Genomic DNA, 21,312 nt, shown 5'->3' on the forward strand with positions numbered 1-21,312 from the left:
CTGCGCACCCCTTAAGTCAGATTATTCGCCTGAAAACGCCTCGGCAGCGACATCAGCCGGTCCGCCAATTAATATGAAACGGCGATCACAATAGCCGCAATCGACATAACCTTTTTCATCAATTTCCAGCCAGACGCGAGGATGGCCAAGCGCTGCACCACCCGGAATATCGGATGCGCCATCGCAGGCGTTGCGCTTTTTTGATGTTCTTACGGTTTCAGGTGTGTCGTTCATGACGCGGAATTAGCAACAGTGATCCGCCAGCGCAATATATTACGGTCGGCGAACCGTTTGATTTTATCAGAGATAATCAACCGTCATGATGAAACTGCCCGTATAGTCGCCATCCAGCTGGTTGGCGTTAACATTCAGCCTGCCACCAACGGTGAGCTGGTAAATGCCGAGCGTGCCCAAAAGGCCGCGTACAAATGTGCTGAAATTCCGATTGCCATTACCGATAGCCATCTGATCGATAAGCATGTTGTCCGAGCCATTGGTATGGGTGATCGTTGTCGATCCGGGAATCGATATTTCAACAATCTGGTTTGGACCACCATAGATGATGAAATTGGCGCGGTTATTGGCGCCAGCAGCCGTTGTAACACCGCCGGTAGTGCTCCGGTTGCCATTACGCGTGTCAATAAACACTGTGCCAGCCGTTGCACTCGGGATAATGCTCCCGAACTCAAGGTCAGCGATATTGACAACGGATAGCGGGCCGATGGTTACGGCTCGACTATCAGCATTTGCATCCTGCGCAAGCGCGGCTGGTGCACTGGTCACGCCAATAAGCAGGATCAACAGGCCGCCGATCATGCGCGGTATAATCTGGTCTCTGGTCTTCATAATCTACTCACTACCCACAAAAGTCTAAACAACACCCAATTTTCAAGGTTAATCCCCATTAACCCTTGGGCTTTCCTATATATTCACTGATATTCAATCGTCACATTAAACGTCCCGCGATATGTTCCAGCGGCCTGATTGGGTCCTATACGCAACCGGCCTCCGACAAAATATGTGGCTTGCCCAGCAGCATCCAAAATCTGATCGCGCAAGCCCCCGCTGTTGCCGAGCCAAAAATTATCAACCCGCATTGTCTCTGATCCGCCATCTCGAACGATATCAATACTATTTTGCGAACGCCTTATATTGGCCTGAGCAAAGGGCGTTCCGGTCGCGGTAAATGACGCACGGCTTTGTGTACCACCGATCGAAACCGCATCGCCGCTCTGCTGAATCAAATTGCCCGTAACAGCGTGCATGCGAAAATTGCTATTGGTCGTCCCGGCAATAAAATCACCGAAGAGCAAGTCGCTATTTTTAACAACTGTAATACTGCGACTGACCGATGCCATTGTATCAGCAGACTGCGCATTTGCGTTCGAAACAACTGACGCACAACTAAGTGCAAGCAACAGCATTGCTGCACGCGCAAAGCGGGGCTTCAACGCCCTTTTCTGGTCCCCAATTTGTTCCACACTGCCTTTACTAGCGGCAACACAAGAAAGATAAGTTTAACATCGTACCTAATTTTTTATTAAAAGCTGTCACATTCTGTATATTCGCTGACGCAAAGCCTTTGATTGTAGAGAACAAGATGGTTATGCGGATGGCATGACCGAAGCTGCTATTTCCATCCAAAATCTTTCCAAAACCTATGAAGGTGGCAAAAAAGCCCTGGATGATGTCACTTTTGACGTGAAACGCGGCGAGATTTTCGGCCTATTGGGGCCTAATGGGGCCGGCAAATCGACCCTTATCAACATATTGTCGGGCATGGTTAGCAAGACTAGCGGTTCTGCCAATATTTGGGGCTTTGATATAGATATAGATCACCGCAACGCCAAAGCTTCCATCGGCATTGTACCACAGGAAATAATGTTCGATCCTTTCTTCACGCCGGCAGAATCGCTGGAAGTGGTGGCGGGGCTTTACGGGATCAAGAAATCCGAACGCCGGACGATGGAATTGCTCCGCGCCGTGCATCTGGATGACAAGGCGGATGCCTATTCGCGCACGCTGTCAGGCGGGATGAAACGGCGTCTTTTGGTTGCAAAAGCGATGGTGCATTCGCCGCCGATATTGGTGCTTGATGAACCCACAGCGGGCGTGGATATCGAATTGCGGCAGCAGCTTTGGGAATATGTGGAACAGCTCAATAAATCCGGCGTGACGATTGTTCTGACCACGCATTATCTGGAAGAAGCGGAAAATCTCTGCGACCGGATTGCTATTATCAATCATGGCAAGTTGATCGCGCTGAAGACCACCCCGGAACTCGTCAATATGGCGCGCGAGAAATTGGTTGAACTGACTTTGGACCGAGATGTTTCACAAGAATCCGATGCCGTGACCTTTGCAGATGATCTGTTTTTGAAAGCGGAAATTATCGGGCCGCGCACGGTCGCTGTCACTTATAACAAAGATCACACAAATGCCGGCGGTGTGATGCAAGCCGTGCAAAAGCGCGGCTATCAAATTGTCGATGTCACGACGCGGGAAGCTGATCTCGAAGACGTCTTCCTAAATCTGACGCGCAAAGCCGCGTGAGTCATTTCGATGTCATCATCGTCGGTTCCGGAGCAGCGGGGCTAAGCGCTGCGATCACGCTGGCGCGGACGCACAAGGTTCTGGTGCTTGCCAAAGGCGATCTTGCGGGCGGCTCAACAGCCTGGGCGCAGGGCGGCATTGCCGCTGTGCTGGATGCTGGTGATACATTTGAAAACCATATCAATGATACCATGGTTGCCGGCGCTGGCCTGAACCGGAGGGAAACAGTTGAGTTTGTGGTTGAAAATGCGCCTGCCGCGATTGAGCGTCTGGAAGATATGGGCGTTCCCTTCAACAAGGAAGCCGAAGTCCTTCACCTGACCCGCGAAGGGGGCCATAGCCACCGCCGGATTGTTCATGTCGATGATGCAACTGGCTGGGCCGTGCAGGAGGCGCTGCAAAATACCGCAGCATCCCACCCCAATATCACCCTGCAACCGCATATGGTCGCGATTGACCTGATTGCCGACCGCCATGCTGAAACACCCACCGGCGCGAAAAATGTATGGGGCGTATATGCGCTCAACAACGACACGGGCCGGGTCGAGACGCTGACATCGCGGGCCACCATCATGGCAAGTGGCGGCGCGGGCCGGACCTATTTGTTCTCCACAGCCCCGCGCGGCGCAACCGGGGATGGAATTGCGATGGCCTGGCGCGCTGGCGCACGGGTTTCCAATATGGAGATGATGCAGTTCCACCCAACCTGCCTCTATAATCTCGAAGTCAAAAACTTCCTTATCACCGAGGCGGTGCGCGGCGAAGGTGGCCATCTGAAGCTACCGCCCGGCGTACAGGATGGCGGCGAACGCTTCATGGATCGCTTTGATCCCGAACGTATGGAGCTGGCTCCGCGCGATATTGTTGCCCGTGCCAATGACCATGAGATTAAGCGGCTTGGCCTCGATTATGTCCATCTCGATATTTCGCACCAAAAACCGGAATTTGTGAAACATCATTTCCCAAACATTTATGACAAGCTCATCGGTCTTGGCATTGATATGACCAAGGAGCCGATACCCGTGGTGCCGGCCCAGCATTATACGTGTGGCGGAATATTGATCGACCTCAATGGCCGCACCGACCTGCCTGGCCTTTATGCAGCCGGCGAAGCCAGCGAAAGCGGCCTGCACGGTGCGAACCGCCTCGCCTCCAACAGCTTGCTTGAGTGTTTCGTCTTTGGCGATGCAGCAGCGCGCGATATCGCCGCCCATTGGGATGAGATGCCGGAACCTCCGGCGATCCGCCCATGGGATGAAAGCCGCGTCACCGATAGCGACGAAGAAGTCGTGATCAAGCAAACCTGGACCGAAATCCGCCGATTCATGTGGAATTATGTCGGCATCGTCCGCACCACCAAACGCCTCGAACGCGCCCAACACCGCATCGACCTGCTCCGCGGCGAGGTAGAGGAATATTACGGCCATTTCCGGGTGACACAGGATTTGATCGAGCTGCGGAATTTGATCGAGGTCGCCGATTTGATCGTGAAGTCAGCTTTGGCCCGCAAGGAAAGCCGGGGGCTGCATTATATTACCGATTATCCAGAGCTGTTGCCTGAAGCGGTGGATACGGTTTTAAGACCGTAAAGGGCCCTTCGTCAGACGATTAGTTCACTTCGATACTGACCCGCTCATGTCCTTCCGAAGGCCATGTAAACAGACGGCCTTGCTAAATTTAGACGGCTAGCAGGCGATGGAAGTTGGCCAAAAACCTCAATAAACAGCCAACAATTCTGTGGGTAAAATTCCCTAGTAATCGCGAATGTTGACAGAAACGTCCTATTGCGATTATTAAGTATCCACTGGATACATACAAAGTCAATGAAAGTTTAGAAGGAAAAATCATGTCCCCTCATGAAGTGAAAACACGTTTTGGTGCATCGCGGCGCAGAATTCTCGGCGCTTCGATGCTCGGCGCAGGAACGATGCTGGCAGGAATGGGTGCAACGGCCTCTGCCGCGACTCTGAAGTCAAAGGGCAATATCCTGTTAAACAGAATCCCCGACCTGCCCAAAGGCCTTTCTAACGCGGTCAACTTCCCGCTGATTGAGGCCATTCAAGGCCGGCGGTCTCGGCGCTTTGCGCGCGGTGCGTCGATCCCCGATGGGCCGCTTGCCTATACGTCCCAGCAGAAACCAGAACCTTTGTCCGAGCTTGAACAGATGTTGCTGCTTACCACCGTCGCGGGCAATACCGGATGGTCAAACCTCATCCCCCATAATCCCAATTATCTGCCCCACATTCCCAATTATGCCGGGGCAGCCGGCGGGCGAACATTTCCGTCCTGCGCGGGATTTCAGATTACCGAATTTTTCTACACAGATGATAAGGGAGTCTACTTCCTCCCTACCCGCGACATGCCGGCAACAAATGCAGTCAACGCCAAAGGCGAGACCGACCTCAAAGCCTATTTGGATGTGCATAAATCGCGGATCGTAAAGCTGGCAGATGGTCGCTTAAAAATACCAGCCCAGCCGCAGCATATGGAAATGCACAATGAATGGTGCGCCAATGTGCCCGGTAGCACAATGATCTTTCCAGTCGCAGATCTGGCACAGCATATCATCATGGCACTGTGCTACTTCGTTCAGGGCGGCGTGTGCATCTATGACGATGTGAACAATCGCCCCATCCCGGGCCTCGATAAGTTCAAGCATCTTGTTGATCTCAAGAACCCATACCCGCTGACCTATGTCGAGCAGGTCAGTGCGACGGAAGTGACCGTTGAACTATCCTGTTCCTGCTATGCTGGCGCATTAATGCTGCAGGCCATGGGTCTGGGTGGCTGGATGTATGATGGCCTTAATCCGTTCAGCGTTTTGGGCGCAAGCGGTGACCCGCAAGTGCCTGGTCTGGGCTTTCGTTTCGACATGCTGCCGGATCAGCCATTGCCTCACGTAACCGGACTGGATGGCATATTGGAGGGGCATTGCCAGCCCCATTTCAAGGATATGCGCGCCGCGGTTGAATCGGTAGTGAAACGCAAATTTGGAAAAGGCGGGCCGTTTAACGGCAATACACCCGGCCACTATAAGGAAACCGACGCCGTGCGGCGAAGCGCAGCGCCGATTGATGATGAGTTTATCGATTGTGTGGCGACTATGGCGCAATATGTACAGGACACGTTCGGTCGGTTTCCTGCCAAAGTTCCGGCCATATTAACGCTGATGTATCTTCAGGCCCATAAGCTGGATACCGGCTTTTACGATACGCATTTCGATGCCGGTGCCTATCTGAAAACCCACGCTGATCACCAGAAAAACTGGAACTAAACCAATAGCAAGCCGCCCGCAAAAGGCGGCTTGCTATTGGTTCCTCTCGATAAGGATCATGATATGATACGCAAAAGTCTGATGCTACTCTATGCCCTTGGTGCCTATATTGTTGGCATCGCTTCCTTACTCTACATCATGGGTTTTCTTATCGATTTTGGAGTGCCCAAGGGAATAAGCGGCAATGAGACAGGTGGTGGCAAATCTTTTGGGCTTTGGCCGGCCATATTGATCAATTCGGGACTGATAGGCTTTTTTGGCCTGCATCATTCGGTTACTGCCCGAACATCGTTCAAGCGTTGGTGGACAAGAGTGATTCCCGCGCCAATCGAACGGGCAACCTATCTGTACATGACCGTGGCGATGACAGCATTACTGGTATTTTTCTGGCAACCTATCCCGATAACGATATGGCATGTTCCATCCGGTCTGGCTGCTGGCGTGATATATGCGGCTTATGCCTGCATATGGCTGATGATGGTCGCGGCCACATTTCACTTTGGTCATTTTGGATTTATGGGCGTTGCACAGGCTTGGCAAAACTTTCGGAATGCGAAACCGGATCCGTCCGATATGACCGCCCGTTATCTCTACGCGCTGGTGCGCCATCCGATCAGTCTTGGCTGGATGGTTGCCCCTTTAACGACACCGCATTTCACCGTTGGGCATATGGTCTTTGCAGGCGCTACTTTTGCTTACATCATTCTCGCGACGCCATTTGAAGAGGCAGATTTGATCGAAGAGATTGGAGAGCCCTATCGCGATTATCGTGATCGGGTGCCCAGTTTTGTGCCCTTTCTTAAAGCGCGCCGCTAAGAAGCGGTACCTATGTGCAAACCTTGGTCATCCTTCGCCATCATTATTTATGGATCAACCGGATCGGTCGAATAATAGCCCATGATCGGTTCGGTCTTTAAAAGGCTATTGATATGGGCCCAATCTCCGGATGCAACTATGCGATCAAAATGTTCACCGTGTTTTTCTTTCGAAGCCCACACTTCCTGCAGTACAAATGCAGTAGGCCTTTCGACATTCTGATAGACAATCGCTGACACAAAACCGGGCTCTGAAGCCATTGCGTCTGCTACACCGGCCATTATGTCCGAAAACTCAGACAGCCCTTCGTCGCTTGCCTCGAAGTTAATGATCAGCGTCACAGGCGGCCCTGAATCTGATGCGGCGGGCACATCTGTGCAAGCCGCGATTAGTGTCAGGGCAAATGCAGCCAAGACATATCTAGAAATAGTCTTGAATCGATTCTGTATCATTGGGGGGGCTCCTTGTTCGTCGACCAGAGGGGTTGCGCGGCCTCATCTGGCTCAGGACCCAAGCCAGCGACTGCCAATAGTTCATTGATGAAATCCTCGTCCGGCCGGGCCTTCAGCACACTGCTGCTGTGAAGACCGATCCCCCCATGAACCAGCATCCAATAGCGCATGACGGCTCTACGCTTGTCATCGTCACTGCCTTGCCCAGGCGCGAGCAAGGCTATTGACCTGCCAATCATCGCATCGGCACCCGCCCGCAATGCTGGAATATTTTCAAATTGTGTGTAGCTGCGGTTCATCATGATTGCATAGAGATTGCGGTGGCTGAGCGCGAAGGTCGCATAGACGCGGACAAATTCTGCTGCATCTTTGGTTTTGCCGAGCAGATTGGCTAACTCATGATAGCCGGTTGCCGCAACTGCGGATAACAATGCATCCTTGTCAGCAAAGTGATTGTAAATGGCCCGGTGGGCGACACCGATTTCCTTCGCCAGAGATCGCATACTAAGCTTATCGACATCGCCCTGATCAATCCGCTTGCGCGCAAGGTCCAAAACCGTCTGATGCAGATCACCATGATGGTAATTTTCGCGCGCCTTTTTTGTCATGCGGCAGCCTTGGAAACATGCCAGTCGACCAGCATGGTTGCGACTTCCGTCTCTGCTTCATCGCGCATACCGACCTCCACCGCAAATTGAACCTTACCGACCTCGTCCAGTTCATGCAGCAAAGCCTCGGCAGGGTCAGACAGCTTTGCAAACGCGCGGATTGGCCCTTTGGCAACCTTGAGATATAGGATGGAAGCATTGGCAGCCACAGGCCTCACTGCCATCAGGACCGATATAAAGCCCCCAGCCATAGCTGCGCCAGAGGCCGCTTCGCCGAGCGTGAACAACGCACCGGCATGTTGGCTGCCAATATGGTTCAATGTTACATCCTGAGCGGGGAGTAGCGCCTCACCGATCCCATTCTCGATAGAAACCAACTCAATTCCAGTATGACTGGCAAATGGGACGGTCTGGGAAATGCTTTCCCGTATCATGTCATATGGTGTCAAAGCAGGTTCCTTAATATATCCAATGGATATATTTATCGCTGCCGATAGCAGAATTGTCAACCGGGCACAGGTTTAACTTGGTCTTACAAAAACCTCACTCGCACCCAGGCAAACAGTTCTCCCGCCGTCATTGCTCTGCCCCGCGAGCTGATCCCACTACCTTTTCACTCACCTTGTTCTTCTCCAGCGCCGCTGGATCAAACCAGACCGGTTTCAGCTTCTTGTCCACAAATAGCTGCATCTGGTCGGTATAATGCGGGCTGTCGGGACGGGTGGTCGCGGCACCGAAGGGCTGGATCGAGCGTGAGTTCACAGCACCGGCCTTGTCCCACTCGACGAACATGATGAAGCTGTCGCCATGACGAACGGAAAGGCGGCCATCATCTTCAACATCCCATAAGGTGGAGGCTCGGATAGTGTCATTGCCGCCATCAATGGGAAGGTCCACATCGCCCTGACGCAGGCGGAGCACCTCCAGCATCGGCGGGTCGATACGGCCGAAATATTTGTTCAAATGATCGACGGTCTCCTGCAATATCTCTCGCGGATCAGGAACGGTACCACGCTGATAATGTGCCTTGTTCGCTGGGCGCAGCATTTTTAGCGCCAGCGCATCGGCGGGCCCCTTGCCATCAAGATCCCAGTCCCATTTTGCGAGCAAAGCCTGTGCTTTGGCGAGTTCCGGATCATCTTTCAGGTCCAATGCTGCGACCTTATCCAGCCAATCTTTGGCATATCCTGCCTGAGCATAGGCGGTGTCATATTTGATTCGGCGGATTTCTGCATCACCGATCTTGCCAGTGGCTTCCAGCAAATCGATCGACCGGCGTGACCGGTTCGTCTGGTCATCCTCAATCCCCATCAGTGGAGAAAAATTCTCCGGGTTCAGTTCATCACCTGGCCCTGCCGCAACATAAGGCGTGTTATTCGCGTTCATTACATAGCCGGAGCCGGGATTAATCAGCGCGGGCACGCGCGTAAACGGTAATGTATTCTGCCACAGCGCGTTCGGATTGTCCCCGGGCAGAACCGTCCGCCAGTCAAAACCCGGCGCGCGGTCGGGGAACATAGCGTTATAGAACATCCCAATATTACCCTTGGCATCGGCATAGATGAAATTGGTCGCAGGAACGCCCTGCCCGGCCATGGCGGCTTGCCATTCATCAAAATCCTGCGCCTTGTTGATCCGGTAATATTGGGTGAGCATGTCGAGCTGGTCCATGCCCGCATAGCGCAGCGCATAAGCGCCACTGCCGTTCATGATTACCGGGCCGTGGACGGATCGGTAGACCATTTGCGGATAGGGAATGACAAACGGCCCATATTTGATTTTCAGCCAGATGCGCTTTTTCTCGAGCGGCAACCATTCGCCATCATATTTATAGGCATTGCCCTTTTCGTTGAGCGTCAGCTTGTAAATATCGATAAGATCAGGCCGATTGACCGTATTGGTCCAGCCCAAATTCTTGTTATGCCCCAGAAACGGGAAAGGCGATCCAGGGAAATTGGCACCAGCGAAATCCCAACCTTCTTCACTATGCACGACCAGTTCATACCACGCGACATTACCGCGCAACGGCTGGTGCGAGTTGGAAATCAGGCGGGTTTTATCATCGGTGGAACGCTCCGGTGCAATCGCATAAGCGTTGGAACCATTTTCATCAGGATCGGGGCCGACCGGTGTAATGATTTTGTCTTCGCTCAATGGATGTACGGTACGGTTCTCAATCGGAACGGCCAGACTGGGGCCTCCCTCCCGGCGCAGCGGCTTGCCTTCCGTCAGCGCCTGTATCGGGCCATTAAGGCCAAAGAAAAACGGCGAGCGCAGGGCGAAACCAGCGGCAATATCCCGGCCATTGACAGGGAATAGCTTGGAAAGCTCTACCTCATCCGGATGTTCGTCGGCATAAGCATTTAGTCCCGACGCATAGCCATCCAGCACTGCGCGCACGTCTTCCGGCAGATCATCATATTTGCGTTTCACCGTACCATCGACATCAAGCAACGCCGCGACAAAATCAATCGGTGCGCCATCTGCACCGTTGAGGGTTGCAAGCCGACCCCGGGTCATCGCGGTGACTTCTTGCAGTGTTATAAAATCATCCTCGGCATGAGCATAGGCGACACCATAGGCGACATCCGCATCGGTCTTGCCGAAAATATGCGGCACGCCAAAGCTGTCGCGCACAATCCGCGCCTCATAGTCGCGTGCCGAAGGTGCTTTTCCTTCTGTAACGGAAAGCGGCTCCCAAACCGCCAGCGCGATGGCGACCAGCAAAATCAGGATCAACAATCCTATTCCAGTTCGCTTGATCGCCTTCATTTCATTTCCTTTTTCTATGGCAATCGACCTTGCCCTTTTAATCGTTCTTGCGCAAAGTTGTAACGTTGGTCAACCGGATTACCTCCCCATCGTCTCAGCCAAAGGATTGTTCATGCCGAAATCAAAAATTTCTCACCTAGCCCTGTTCTCCGCCTTGTCTGCACTTACATTTGCCGCCCCGACAACAGCGCAAACCGTTGTTGGATCAGGTGTCCCGGCCAGTACCGTTCCCAATAGTACCGAACGTCCGATTGCCTTTGCCGAGCAGGCACCCGCCGATGCCGGTCTGGTGATCCTGATGCAAGGCGCTGCATTGCCGAACATCCCTGCCCTTTCTCCCGCTGAACGGAGTGCCGTGGAAGCGGCAATCGCCTCTGCCGACTTCAAGGGCAAAACAGGAAGCACTCTGAAACTGCGCGGGATCGGCAGCCGTCCGCTTATCATGCTCGCCGGTGCAGCCAAGCCAGATGACCAAGGAGCAGACTGGAAATCTGCTGCTGGCAAAGCCGTGCAAAAGTTGATTACGGAAGACACGGAGTTGGCACTAGTTGGTCCTCCCGATGCTGCAGCGATGGCAGATGCGGCACTTGGTCTTGATCTCGGCCAATACCGTTTTGACCGCTATCAGACGGATGTCGAAACAGCTCCGGCAAGCCAAGGGGTGACAATTTCCGGACCACAGGCATCTGCTGCCCAAGCCCTCTGGAATAATCGCCACAAACATCTTGCTGACAGTGTCCGGATGACCCGCGATCTGCAGAGCGAACCGGCCAATACACTCTATCCACAGAGCTTCGTTGATCGGGTTAGCGCTGCGTTCAAAGGTGTCCCGAATATCCGCATCGAAGTCCTCGACGAAGCCGCGATGCGAAAAATGAACATGGGCGCAATTGTCGGTGTCGGTCAGGGCAGCCCGCGCGGTTCGCGGATGATGGTCGTCCGCTATACGGGTGGAAGCGGCGCGCCGCTGGCCCTGGCTGGCAAGGGGATCACTTTTGACACCGGCGGTATCTCTATCAAGCCCAACAAGGGCATGTGGGCGATGAAGGCCGACATGTCTGGCGCCGCCGCTGTGATGGGCGCGACATTGTCGCTGGCCAAGAGCCGTGCGCCGGTGAATATCGTAGCGGTTGCCGCACTTGCCGAAAACATGCCGGGTGCCAATGCTCAGCGACCAGGCGATGTGGTGCGCACCTATGGCGGCAAGACCATCGAAATCCTTAGTACAGATGCGGAAGGCCGGTTGGTGCTCGCGGATGCCGTGCAATATGTGGCGGATCGGTACAAACCATTTGCGCTAGTTGATATCGCGACTTTGACCGGATCGGTTGGACGGGCCGTGGGTGATCAATATGCTGGACTATTTGCGCGTGAGGACGAAATAGCTGATCGTTTACTTAAAGCCGCTGAGGATAGCGGCGAACATCTATGGCGGCTCCCCCTACATCCTGCCTATGCCAAAGCCATCCGCTCGGACATTGCCGATGTAAAAAATTCGGGTGTTACGGACGCGCCAGGCGCGAGTGCCGGGGCTCATTTTATCGGCTATTTTGTGGATGAATCCCTGCCTTGGGCGCATCTGGATATTGCCGGCGTGGATTGGAATAAGTCCGCAAAACCACTGACGCCCAAAGGGGCATCTGGATATGGTGTCCGTTTGCTCGATCAACTTGCGCGCGACTGGACCGCTGAATAGGCTTCGATAACAATTATTTGTCCCGCTCCCTTGTGTGATAAAAACATCACTCCATATCGGTTGAGAACCATGAACGAGGGAACGGGACAATGAATCTCGAGAAATTTACCGATCGCGCCAAAGGCTTTTTGCAATCCGCTCAGACCGTAGCGATCCGCATGAACCATCAGCAGATTACCGCTGCGCACTTGCTCAAGGCGCTGCTCGAAGACGATCAGGGCATGGCATCCGGCCTAATCACCAAGGCGGGCGGTAACGCCAAACAGGCGCATCTCGAGATTGATGCGACATTGGACAAAATCCCTGCCGTGTCGGGCAGCGGGGCACAGCAAACACCGGGACTGAACAACGACACCGTGCGTGTATTGGATCAGGCAGAGCAAATCGCGGAAAAAGCGGGCGATAGCTTTGTCACGGTCGAACGTCTGTTACTTGCTCTGACACTGTCCAAAGATACTGCGGCTGGCAAGGCACTGACCAACGCGGGCGTGACACCTGATGCTCTGAATGGAGCAATTAATGATTTGCGCGGTGGACGTACAGCCGACACAGCCTCTGCCGAAGATCGTTATGATGCGATGAAGAAATTTGCGCGCGACCTCACCGAAGCGGCACGCGAAGGCAAGATGGATCCGGTTATCGGCCGCGATGAGGAGATCCGTCGCACGATCCAGATTTTGGCGCGTCGGACAAAGAACAACCCGGTCTTGATCGGCGAACCGGGCGTCGGCAAGACCGCTATCGCCGAAGGACTAGCGCTGCGCATTGCCAATGGCGATGTACCAGACAGCCTGAAAGACCGCCGCTTGATGTCGCTCGATATGGGCGCGCTCATTGCGGGTGCGAAATATCGCGGAGAGTTTGAAGAGCGATTGAAAGGTGTACTTGATGAAGTACGCGGTGCTGATGGAGAAATCATCTTGTTCATCGACGAGATGCATACATTGATCGGAGCAGGCGCATCAGAAGGTTCGATGGATGCGAGCAATCTTTTGAAACCAGCGCTGGCGCGGGGCGAACTGCATTGTATTGGCGCGACAACGCTGGATGAATATCAAAAGCATGTTGAAAAAGATCCGGCTTTGCAGCGGCGGTTCCAACCCGTTGTTATCGGCGAGCCGACGGTGGAAGACACCATTTCAATTCTACGCGGCCTGAAGGAAAAATATGAACTGCATCACGGCGTGCGAATTACCGATGGCGCACTTGTGAGCGCAGCCACCCTGTCGCACCGCTATATTTCCGATCGCTTCCTGCCGGATAAAGCCATTGACCTTATGGATGAGGCGGCATCGCGCATCCGGATGGAAGTAGAGTCCAAGCCAGAGGAAATCGAAACCCTCGACCGGCGGATTATCCAGATGAAAATTGAACGCGAAGCCCTGTCCAAAGAGAATGATGACGCATCCAAAAGCCGTCTCGAAACGCTGGAAAAAGAACTCGCCGAACTGGAACAGGAATCGACCGAATTAACCACTCGCTGGCAGGGTGAAAAAGACAAAATCCATGCAGAAGCCCATGTGAAGGAAGAACTGGATGCTGCGCGTCTGGAGCTGGAGCAGGCAGAACGTGCCGGCGATCTCGCCAAGGCAGGCGAGCTGAGCTACGGCACAATTCCCAACCTCGAAAAGAAACTGGAAGAGGCTGGCGATGCGACCGAAGGTGCGATGTTGCGCGAGGAAGTGGTCAGCGAAGATATTGCCTCTGTTGTTTCCAAATGGACCGGTATCCCGGTTGACAAAATGCTCGAAGGCGAACGCGAAAAACTGCTCGCCATGGAAGAGTTGATCGGCAAGCGGGTTATCGGTCAGAAAGATGCGATTGAAGCGGTATCCTCCGCTGTCCGGCGCTCGCGTGCCGGGTTGCAGGACCCCAACCGTCCGCTCGGTAGCTTCCTGTTCCTCGGCCCCACTGGTGTCGGCAAGACGGAGCTTACCAAGGCACTCGCTGGATTTCTGTTCGATGATGATCAGGCAATGGTCCGTATCGACATGTCCGAATTTATGGAGAAGCACAGCGTCGCAAGGCTAATCGGCGCACCTCCGGGATATGTCGGCTATGAAGAAGGCGGCGTGCTAACAGAAGCGGTGCGCAGGCGACCCTATCAGGTGATCCTGTTTGACGAGGTTGAGAAAGCACATAGCGATGTGTTTAATGTGCTGCTGCAGGTGCTCGACGACGGGCATCTCACTGATGGTCAGGGCCGCAAGGTTGATTTCTCGAACACGTTAATCATCCTCACCTCCAACCTCGGCAGCCAATATATGGCGAACCTGAAAGATGACGAGAAGGTCAAGGATGTCGAGCCGCAAGTCATGGAAGTCGTCCGCTCGCATTTCCGGCCCGAATTTCTCAACCGGCTGGACGAGATCATCCTGTTCCACCGGCTGGCCGAAGAGCATATGGCACCGATTGTAGAAATACAGGTCGCCCGCGTGCAGAAACTGCTCAAGGATCGTAAGATCATTCTTGAATTGACCGATGCCGCCAAACGCTGGCTCGGCCGGGTCGGCTATGATCCCGTTTATGGTGCAAGGCCATTGAAACGTGCGATCCAGAAATATCTGCAGGACCCGCTGGCTGACATGATCTTGCGCGGCGATGTGCCGGACAACAGCACTGTACAGATTGATGAAGGCGACGGCGCGTTGAAAATGGAATCAGCAGCAACAACCGAAGGTTGATCTTGCGCTATTTGCCGATGTTCGGCAGATAATATCTATGATCAACACTGTGCAACAGAACGAAATATTGGGTGATGCCAACTATCTGGCTCATCGCTATGATGAAGTGAATGATGCTTTTCGGTTCCTTGATGTTCCGCGCGATGTCCATCGCCAATGCACGTTCATCACGGACGAGCATCTGCCCAATATTGAGCAATTCCATTCTATACCGCGATCGGAGGTAGCCCAGGCGTCTCCGCCGACAGCGCCGGTCCATTTTATCTTTCATTCCGCTTATTGTTGCTCAACGATGCTGGCGCGGGCCTTCGATATCGAAGGCGTCTCCATGGGACTCAAAGAGCCAGTCGTCCTCAACGACATGATCGGATGGCAACGGCGCGGCGCTGATGCAGCGAAGCAAAGAGAAGCGATGGACCAAAGCCTGACCTTACTCTCCCGCCCCTTTGGCGAAGATCAAGCGGTCATCATCAAGCCTTCGAATATTTGCAATCCGTTGGCGATTGAAATGCTGAAGATGCGCCCGGAGGCCAAAGCATTGCTACTCTATGCGCCGATTGAGGGGTTTCTCAAATCCATCGCAAAAAAGGAAATGTGGGGCCGTATCTGGGTACGCGATGTGCTGATTGGTACGTTGAAAGACGGCTATGCGATTGGCGGCTTTTCTCACGAAGAGCTACTACAACTAACGGACCTGCAAGTCGCCGCAATCGGATGGCTGTCCCAGCATGCGCTGTTTGCTAGAGTTATCGAGGAAATCGGCGCAGATCGTGTCAAAACGCTGGACAGCGATACTTTTCTCGGACAGTCGCCGGAGACTATTGCGGCTCTGTCAGAGCTTTATGGATTGGGAATGAATAAGGCGCAAATTAGAGCCGTTATTGAAGGCCCCGCATTTACCAGCCATTCAAAGCTCGATCAGGCTAAGCGCGGCCAAGTTTTCGATGCGAAAACACGCGATGAAGAACAGCAAAAAGTGGCGCAGGTTCATGGAGCCGAGATTGAAATGGTGGCCACGTGGACAAAGGCCGTGGCCGAAAGTCAGGGGATCAACTTCTATCTCGAGCCACCACTTCTTTGATTGCTTACACCTAGTTTGGCGTTGCCATGAAACCCGGCTGGTTATCATCAACAAATTCTTTGGACTCGCTGCTGCCCTTGCGGGTATAAGCGACCCATTGGGCATTGGTCATGCATATCCGGCGTTTGCGTGAAAGCGAACCTATAATCGGCTCCGACCTACATCTCACATAGTCAGGATGTCCACGGTCGGTAATTTTCTCCGGCTTTTTCTCTTCAGTTCCTTCTATAGTACCGGTTTCCTCAGCAAAAGCAGAGGGTGCAGAAAGTGCCAGCCCCGACAACGCAATGATTGAAATGCTTCGGACAAAATCTTTCACAAATACTCCTTTGTCAACCGCCCTGATGCAGTGGGAATTTCCCACCGCACAGGCAAAATAATCGCTCTATTATTATCACTATTGGACTAGTTATTTCCTGGCGCAAATGTTGGTTGATTGTCATCTACAAACTCACGAGAACGTTTACTGCCTTCAATATTGTGGGCAGCCCACTCCCGGTTGGTCATGCACACTCTTTTTTTGCGAGCCAAAGAGCCAATGATGGGCTCAGAGCGACAGCGAACATAGTCAGGATGCTTTCGATCCGTAATTTTCTTTGGTTTTTTATCCTTCTTTGCCACATCTTCTGTAGTGGCTGTTTCACCGGCGAAAGCGGTAGAACTGGATACCGCAAGAGCGGATAAAGAGGCAATTGCTGCCGTACGAGTTAAAATCTTCATAGATACTCCATTGTAAATCTTGATAGGGGACGGTGATGGTTCTGGCCGCTTTATTGTGCAAAAAAGCCAGGCTGATTATCAGCTACAAATTCGGTGGCATATTTATTACCCAGTCTTATGGCCAATTTCCATTCGCGGTTGGTCATGCAGACACGGCGCGTTTTTAAGATAGAGCTCGCTACCGGCTCTATTCTGCAACGCACGTAATCAGGACTACGCTTGTCGGTAATTTTCTGTGCTGGTTTGGCTTTCGCATCGGGCTGGGGCATTTCTAGCTGCTCCTCTGACTGCAGCATCTTGACGATAATCAGACCCGACGGCGTCGTATCTTCCTTTTGATTTACAGAAGGATTCAGTTGAACAGATGCGAAAGCAGGGGGCGTAGTTGCACTGACTGCAATAACAATAGCGACTTTTAACGTTTTCATCGCCGTTTTCATCTTCAATACCCTCCACGTGCATCGCTGTATTGAAATAGTATCAAATTTACATTTATGTGCAACGAAAAAGGGCGGACCAATTGGCCCGCCCTCTTCATTTCAGTACTAATCGTTTGGATTAGAAGCTGAATTTCACGCTCGCACCATAACGACGACCCAGAGCATCATAGCTTGATGGGTAGATGTTACCGCTGTTGAACGCCGTTGAACCAATGTTCGAACCAACAACAGATGGTTGATTGTCGAACAGATTCTGCACGGTGATGGTGAGCAGTACATTTTCGTTAATGTCCCACTGACCCGTCAGATCGAAATAGCTCTCTGCAGGGATCTGCGTGAAGTCTACATCACCAAACAATGGAGAATCACCGATAAAGGCCTGGCCGTTATCAATAATATCCTGTGGCTCTTGCTCGACACCACTCAGGAAACGCCAGCGAAGAGACAATGTGTAGTCTTCGTCAAACGTCAAAGAGGTACGCTGTGTGAACGCGAACTCAGACTGTGGATTACAGTTGACTGAGTAGAAGCCTACACACTCACGATTGATCGACGTTGGAGTAGCTTGGAACAAGTTCTTGTTGGTCCATGTTCCGTCGAACGACATTGCCAGACCGATATTGTCTGTCAGATCCGTATTATAACGAACACTGAGGTCAAGACCATCGGTTGCAATGCGGCCCAAGTTACTCTGCTGAAGGATCAAGCCTTGTACCTGTGCTGGATCACCGTCGAGCCCGCCCGTAAATGCGCTACGAGAGATAAACTCTTGCTGACAGAACGGGTTGGTTCCTGATGGATTATCGAAACAAGCTGCAATTGAGTCACCTGGAGTAGGTGCAGAAATTGCATCGGTGACTTTGATGTTAAAATAATCAAGAGTTACCGACAGGCCAGGAACGAAGTCAGGCTGGAATGCCACACCAATAGTCCAGGTTGTTGCTTCTTCCGTACCGAGCTCGAGATTACCACCAGTTGTGATGTTAATCTGACCCGCAGCCGGTGGGGCAACGTTACCCGATGTGATAGCAGCTGCACCAGGGCTACCCGCAGGGACCTGAGCCAAACATGCTGCAAGCAGGTTTCCAGTTGGAATGCTACCAGTGGTAACGCCCATGGCATCAGTCACAGGACCCTGACATGGATCATTGGCGAGGTTGCTCAGCTGTGTAGATACAGGCGTAAACAGCTCACCAATATTTGGTGCGCGTGATGAACGTTGGTAGTTACCGCGGAAGGTCAGGCCAGGAATAACTTCCCAAGCACCACCCGCCTTCCAAGTAAACTCGGTTCCAGCAGTAGAATAATCGGAATACCGAGCACCCAAATCAATGGTGAGGCTTTCAGCGAAAGACTCCCCTTCGAAAATAGGAATACTGAGTTCACCGAAAGCATCATATACATCGTATGAGCCGTTAATGTCGGGAGCAGCACCGCCGCCGCCAACAACTGCACCAGGTGTCTGAGAAGCTTCATCAGACAAACGCGATGCAGTGAACTCACGATATTCGCCACCAGCAGCAAACTGGATTGGGGTTTCAGAGAAACCAAAGCCCAGATCACCAGAAACGGTACCGTTAACGGTAGCAATGGTTGTACCGGTGATCACTTGCTGCGTCAGATTAAATACATAATCCTGTGCCGCCTGAGGACCAAGGTTACCCAATGTGCCAAAGAAGTTGATTGGAACACAACCGTCTCCACCACCATTTACACAGGTCCCATCTGGAAGAGCCAGAATGGCTTGGTCGATACGTGCGCGACGGGCAAAGCCACTCTGACGCTGAATCCGCTCGCTCTCACCATAGGTAGCTGAAACATCATAGTTGATGTTGTCAGTAATGGCACCACGTGCGCCAACTACGATGTTGAACAATGTAGAAGTGAAGTCAGAATTACGCGTTCCAACTTCAACCGTACGACGACGAACTTGTGCTTGGAAAGTTTGGTAGTCTGGGTTTGCTGTACCATCGGCCAATGTTGGACCGTCTGGCGTGTTACGAGCTGCAGCAAATTGCGCCGCATCCAGGCCCAAACCAGTGCCTATCCGCTGTGCGATTGCATCAGGGATATTCGGGTTGTTCAGGTTGAACGTGTAAGTGTTAAAGAACGAACCACCTGGTGCGATAATTGTCGAAACTGTCTGCTTCGAAAATGCCGCCTGAGAGTAAAGTTCAATATTTTCATTGATCTCATAACGCGCAGCACCAAAAACGTTAAACCGTTCAAATGGTGTTTGGAAAATGTTGAACGGGTTAAAGTTAAACGGCGTTGGGTTGAACTGACCATTGTCCAGCAAATTGGCTGGGTCATTCGATATAATATCGGTACCCTCATTATTTATCTGAGCAGAGATACCACCGGTAAATCCAAGGCCGCCGAACGTGCTTTGCTGACCGTCTCTCAACAGGCTTCCCGTGATCAACGGGCAAAGCGTTGCATCGGTTGGATCTGCCAATGTTGTCGGATCACAAATAGTTGCCGGATCGATTGCGGAAGCAAAAACGATATTCGCAGGAACAGCGTTTGAAGAACCACCAGGGTTTCCTGAGAACGAGCTCACATTGAATTCGCCAAATGGACGATCGCCTTGGAAAACAGCGTCCTGATCCTGATAGCCAACGCTAAGAACCGCATTACCGCGTCCATCGTCAAAATTGGCACCAATGGTCAAGTCTGCACGGAACACGTTTCCGTCGCCTTGCTCAGTGATTTGCTCGCTGAGGTTCAACTCAACGCCAGCGAAATCACGCTTAGTGATGAAGTTAACAACACCTGAAATCGCGTCGGCACCATATGTGGTTGTAGCACCACCGGTCAAAACATCGGTACGTTCAATAACTGCCAATGGAATGGAGTTAAGGTCAACACGACCGGTTGTGTCAGCAGGAACGAAACGACGTCCGTCAAGTAGAACCAAGTTACGAACCGAACCGATGCCGCGCAAGTTAACGAAGGAAGAACCGCCGTTACCGTTGTTCACTGCAGAGCCGGTGCTTGGAATTGCACTTGGCAGTTCGCGAAGGAATTGCTCAGCAACGTTGGTTTGACGCAGTTCCAATTCTTCGGATGTCACAACACCAACTGGGCTAGAAAGCTCAAGGTTAGGGTTGCTGATACGAGAACCGGTAACAACGATGACTTCCTCATCTGCTGCATCCGCTTCTTGTACGTCTTGATCCTGCGCGTAGGCAGGTGCTGAAACCATTGCGAGACCAAGCACGACAGGTGCTGTTCCGCTCATCAGCTTCGTAAATTTTTTCATGTTATTCCAGTCCCTTATTCTGGAGGAGCAGGGCCCCCAATGGCCCGCTTCTTTGGTTGCCCAATCGAATCACACACGTTTTGGACACGCGCTAAATCCCATCGGAATGGCTGGCAGATGCCGTAAATGTACAATACTGTAAAGCTCATGTTCAGGTTTCAGGCGCGGTTTTGTAGATAATGTAACTATTTTGCCACAGTCACGTTGAGGCAGATATGCAACCTTCCGGTCGAATAAACGAGACTAATCTGACTATTCAGCCCCTAGAATTCGGCCTATTTCTTCTGATTCTAGCTGTAAATCATTGCACGACTGCCCGGATTTGCTAGGTGTAGATGCAATATTTTCGGTGCAACGGAGTAAGAAATGAACGATCGAAATAACATAGCGCGAAAGTTATCGGCTATACTACTATGTGCATCAACTGCCTTGAGTGCCCCCGCGCTGGCTGCAGACAAAGACGAAGCCATTTCGAAGCCTCCGGCCATTTATACGGATTTGGTCGCCTGCAAAAATATAACAGAAGCAGAGCAAAGGCTTGCCTGCTTTGATGAAAAGGTTGCTGCGTTGGAAACTGCGCAAACCAATAATCAGGTCGTCATTGCAGATCGAGAGCAGGTGCGTGAAGCTAGACGCGGTCTCTTTGGATTATCACTGCCTCGTATCAAGCTATTTGATGGAGATGGCGACGATGGAGATCAGATCGATCAAATCGAAGGTATAATCGCTTCTGCTCGTGCCTCACGTAGCGGTAAATGGGTAATCAAACTGGAAGACGGAGCCGTTTGGCAACAAACAGATGCGCCTCGAAGTACTTCGAGGCGACCGAGGGCCGACGATGCAATAGCCATAAAACGCGGCTCACTTGGAAGCTTTGTCGCTAAAGTAAATGGTGGTCGCGCGTTTAAGGTCAAGCGGATCGTAAACTGAACCGTATCTCTATACCTTTAA

The 21,312-nt window shown here is 52.3% G+C and carries 19 protein-coding genes; 8 read left to right on the forward strand and 11 right to left on the reverse strand.

Annotated features, from left to right (window positions below; all coding sequences use genetic code 11):
* Positions 1–21: 21 nt before the first annotated feature.
* The 3 genes from ABJM21_RS12495 to ABJM21_RS12505 all read right to left on the reverse strand — a co-directional run bounded on the left by ABJM21_RS12495 (position 22) and on the right by ABJM21_RS12505 (position 1,481).
* Complete coding sequence (locus tag ABJM21_RS12495; RefSeq protein WP_348302572.1) at positions 22–234, reverse strand: zinc-finger domain-containing protein; 213 nt, start codon at positions 232–234, stop codon at positions 22–24.
* A gap of 66 nt (positions 235–300) precedes the next feature.
* Positions 301–846, reverse strand: coding sequence for a DUF4402 domain-containing protein (locus ABJM21_RS12500; protein ID WP_348302573.1), 546 nt, complete (start codon positions 844–846; stop codon positions 301–303).
* Positions 847–929: 83 nt separating this feature from the next.
* Entirely contained in the window at positions 930–1,481 is a 552-nt protein-coding gene (locus ABJM21_RS12505) for a DUF4402 domain-containing protein (RefSeq protein ID WP_348302574.1), read from the reverse strand.
* A 136-nt stretch (positions 1,482–1,617) separates the two neighbouring features.
* Here ABJM21_RS12505 and ABJM21_RS12510 point away from each other — a divergent pair, with 136 nt between their 5' ends.
* The 4 genes from ABJM21_RS12510 to ABJM21_RS12525 all read left to right on the forward strand — a co-directional run bounded on the left by ABJM21_RS12510 (position 1,618) and on the right by ABJM21_RS12525 (position 6,643).
* Positions 1,618–2,553, forward strand: a complete 936-nt coding sequence (locus ABJM21_RS12510) for an ABC transporter ATP-binding protein (RefSeq protein WP_348302575.1) — start codon at positions 1,618–1,620, stop codon at positions 2,551–2,553.
* Complete coding sequence (gene nadB, locus ABJM21_RS12515; protein ID WP_348302576.1) at positions 2,550–4,142, forward strand: L-aspartate oxidase; 1,593 nt, start codon at positions 2,550–2,552, stop codon at positions 4,140–4,142. The genes ABJM21_RS12510 and nadB overlap by 4 nt, the downstream gene beginning before the upstream one ends.
* A 257-nt stretch (positions 4,143–4,399) precedes the next feature.
* On the forward strand, positions 4,400–5,827 hold the full coding sequence (locus ABJM21_RS12520; protein ID WP_348302577.1) for a hypothetical protein: 1,428 nt from the start codon (positions 4,400–4,402) through the stop codon (positions 5,825–5,827).
* 63 nt (positions 5,828–5,890) lie between these two features.
* Positions 5,891–6,643, forward strand: a complete 753-nt coding sequence (locus tag ABJM21_RS12525; protein ID WP_348302578.1) for a hypothetical protein — start codon at positions 5,891–5,893, stop codon at positions 6,641–6,643.
* Positions 6,644–6,690: 47 nt separating this feature from the next.
* On the opposite strand, the gene ABJM21_RS12530 is transcribed toward ABJM21_RS12525, so the two are convergent.
* From ABJM21_RS12530 to ABJM21_RS12545, 4 genes are all read right to left on the reverse strand, one after another.
* Positions 6,691–7,095: an antibiotic biosynthesis monooxygenase gene (locus ABJM21_RS12530; protein WP_348302579.1), complete on the reverse strand. Its 405-nt coding sequence runs from the start codon at positions 7,093–7,095 to the stop codon at positions 6,691–6,693.
* Positions 7,092–7,703, reverse strand: coding sequence for a TetR/AcrR family transcriptional regulator (locus ABJM21_RS12535; RefSeq protein WP_348302580.1), 612 nt, complete (start codon positions 7,701–7,703; stop codon positions 7,092–7,094). The genes ABJM21_RS12530 and ABJM21_RS12535 overlap by 4 nt, the downstream gene beginning before the upstream one ends.
* A complete protein-coding gene (locus ABJM21_RS12540; protein ID WP_348302581.1) occupies positions 7,700–8,152 on the reverse strand; it encodes a DUF4442 domain-containing protein in 453 nt (150 codons plus the stop codon). The genes ABJM21_RS12535 and ABJM21_RS12540 overlap by 4 nt, the downstream gene beginning before the upstream one ends.
* Before the next feature lie 127 nt (positions 8,153–8,279).
* Positions 8,280–10,475, reverse strand: a complete 2,196-nt coding sequence (locus tag ABJM21_RS12545) for an acylase (RefSeq protein ID WP_348302582.1) — start codon at positions 10,473–10,475, stop codon at positions 8,280–8,282.
* A 112-nt stretch (positions 10,476–10,587) separates the two neighbouring features.
* Between ABJM21_RS12545 and ABJM21_RS12550 the strand changes: the two genes are divergently transcribed.
* The 3 genes from ABJM21_RS12550 (at position 10,588) to ABJM21_RS12560 (ending at position 15,936) form a co-directional block, all read left to right on the forward strand.
* Positions 10,588–12,171 carry a leucyl aminopeptidase gene (locus tag ABJM21_RS12550; protein ID WP_348302583.1) on the forward strand — a complete coding sequence of 528 codons (1,584 nt, stop codon included), beginning with the start codon at positions 10,588–10,590 and terminating at the stop codon, positions 12,169–12,171.
* An 89-nt stretch (positions 12,172–12,260) separates the two neighbouring features.
* A complete protein-coding gene (clpB, locus tag ABJM21_RS12555) occupies positions 12,261–14,855 on the forward strand; it encodes an ATP-dependent chaperone ClpB (protein WP_348302584.1) in 2,595 nt (864 codons plus the stop codon).
* Positions 14,856–14,892: 37 nt separating this feature from the next.
* Positions 14,893–15,936: a hypothetical protein gene (locus tag ABJM21_RS12560; protein ID WP_348302585.1), complete on the forward strand. Its 1,044-nt coding sequence runs from the start codon at positions 14,893–14,895 to the stop codon at positions 15,934–15,936.
* 10 nt (positions 15,937–15,946) lie between these two features.
* Here ABJM21_RS12560 and ABJM21_RS12565 read toward each other — a convergent pair whose 3' ends face one another.
* The 4 genes from ABJM21_RS12565 to ABJM21_RS12580 form a co-directional block, all read right to left on the reverse strand.
* On the reverse strand, positions 15,947–16,255 hold the full coding sequence (locus ABJM21_RS12565) for a hypothetical protein (RefSeq protein ID WP_348302586.1): 309 nt from the start codon (positions 16,253–16,255) through the stop codon (positions 15,947–15,949).
* Between the two features lie 86 nt (positions 16,256–16,341).
* The gene (locus tag ABJM21_RS12570) at positions 16,342–16,656 is read right to left on the reverse strand and encodes a hypothetical protein (RefSeq protein ID WP_348302587.1); all 315 of its coding nucleotides are present in this window, start codon (positions 16,654–16,656) and stop codon (positions 16,342–16,344) included.
* Between the two features lie 50 nt (positions 16,657–16,706).
* Entirely contained in the window at positions 16,707–17,096 is a 390-nt protein-coding gene (locus ABJM21_RS12575) for a hypothetical protein (protein ID WP_348302588.1), read from the reverse strand.
* Positions 17,097–17,214: 118 nt separating this feature from the next.
* Positions 17,215–20,361: a TonB-dependent receptor gene (locus ABJM21_RS12580; protein WP_348302589.1), complete on the reverse strand. Its 3,147-nt coding sequence runs from the start codon at positions 20,359–20,361 to the stop codon at positions 17,215–17,217.
* Positions 20,362–20,727: 366 nt separating this feature from the next.
* Between ABJM21_RS12580 and ABJM21_RS12585 the strand changes: the two genes are divergently transcribed.
* Positions 20,728–21,291, forward strand: coding sequence for a hypothetical protein (locus tag ABJM21_RS12585; protein WP_348302590.1), 564 nt, complete (start codon positions 20,728–20,730; stop codon positions 21,289–21,291).
* The last annotated feature ends 21 nt before the right edge of the window (positions 21,292–21,312 follow it).

This window comes from Parasphingorhabdus sp., assembly GCF_039977335.1.
Classification (GTDB): Bacteria; Pseudomonadota; Alphaproteobacteria; order Sphingomonadales; family Sphingomonadaceae; genus Parasphingorhabdus.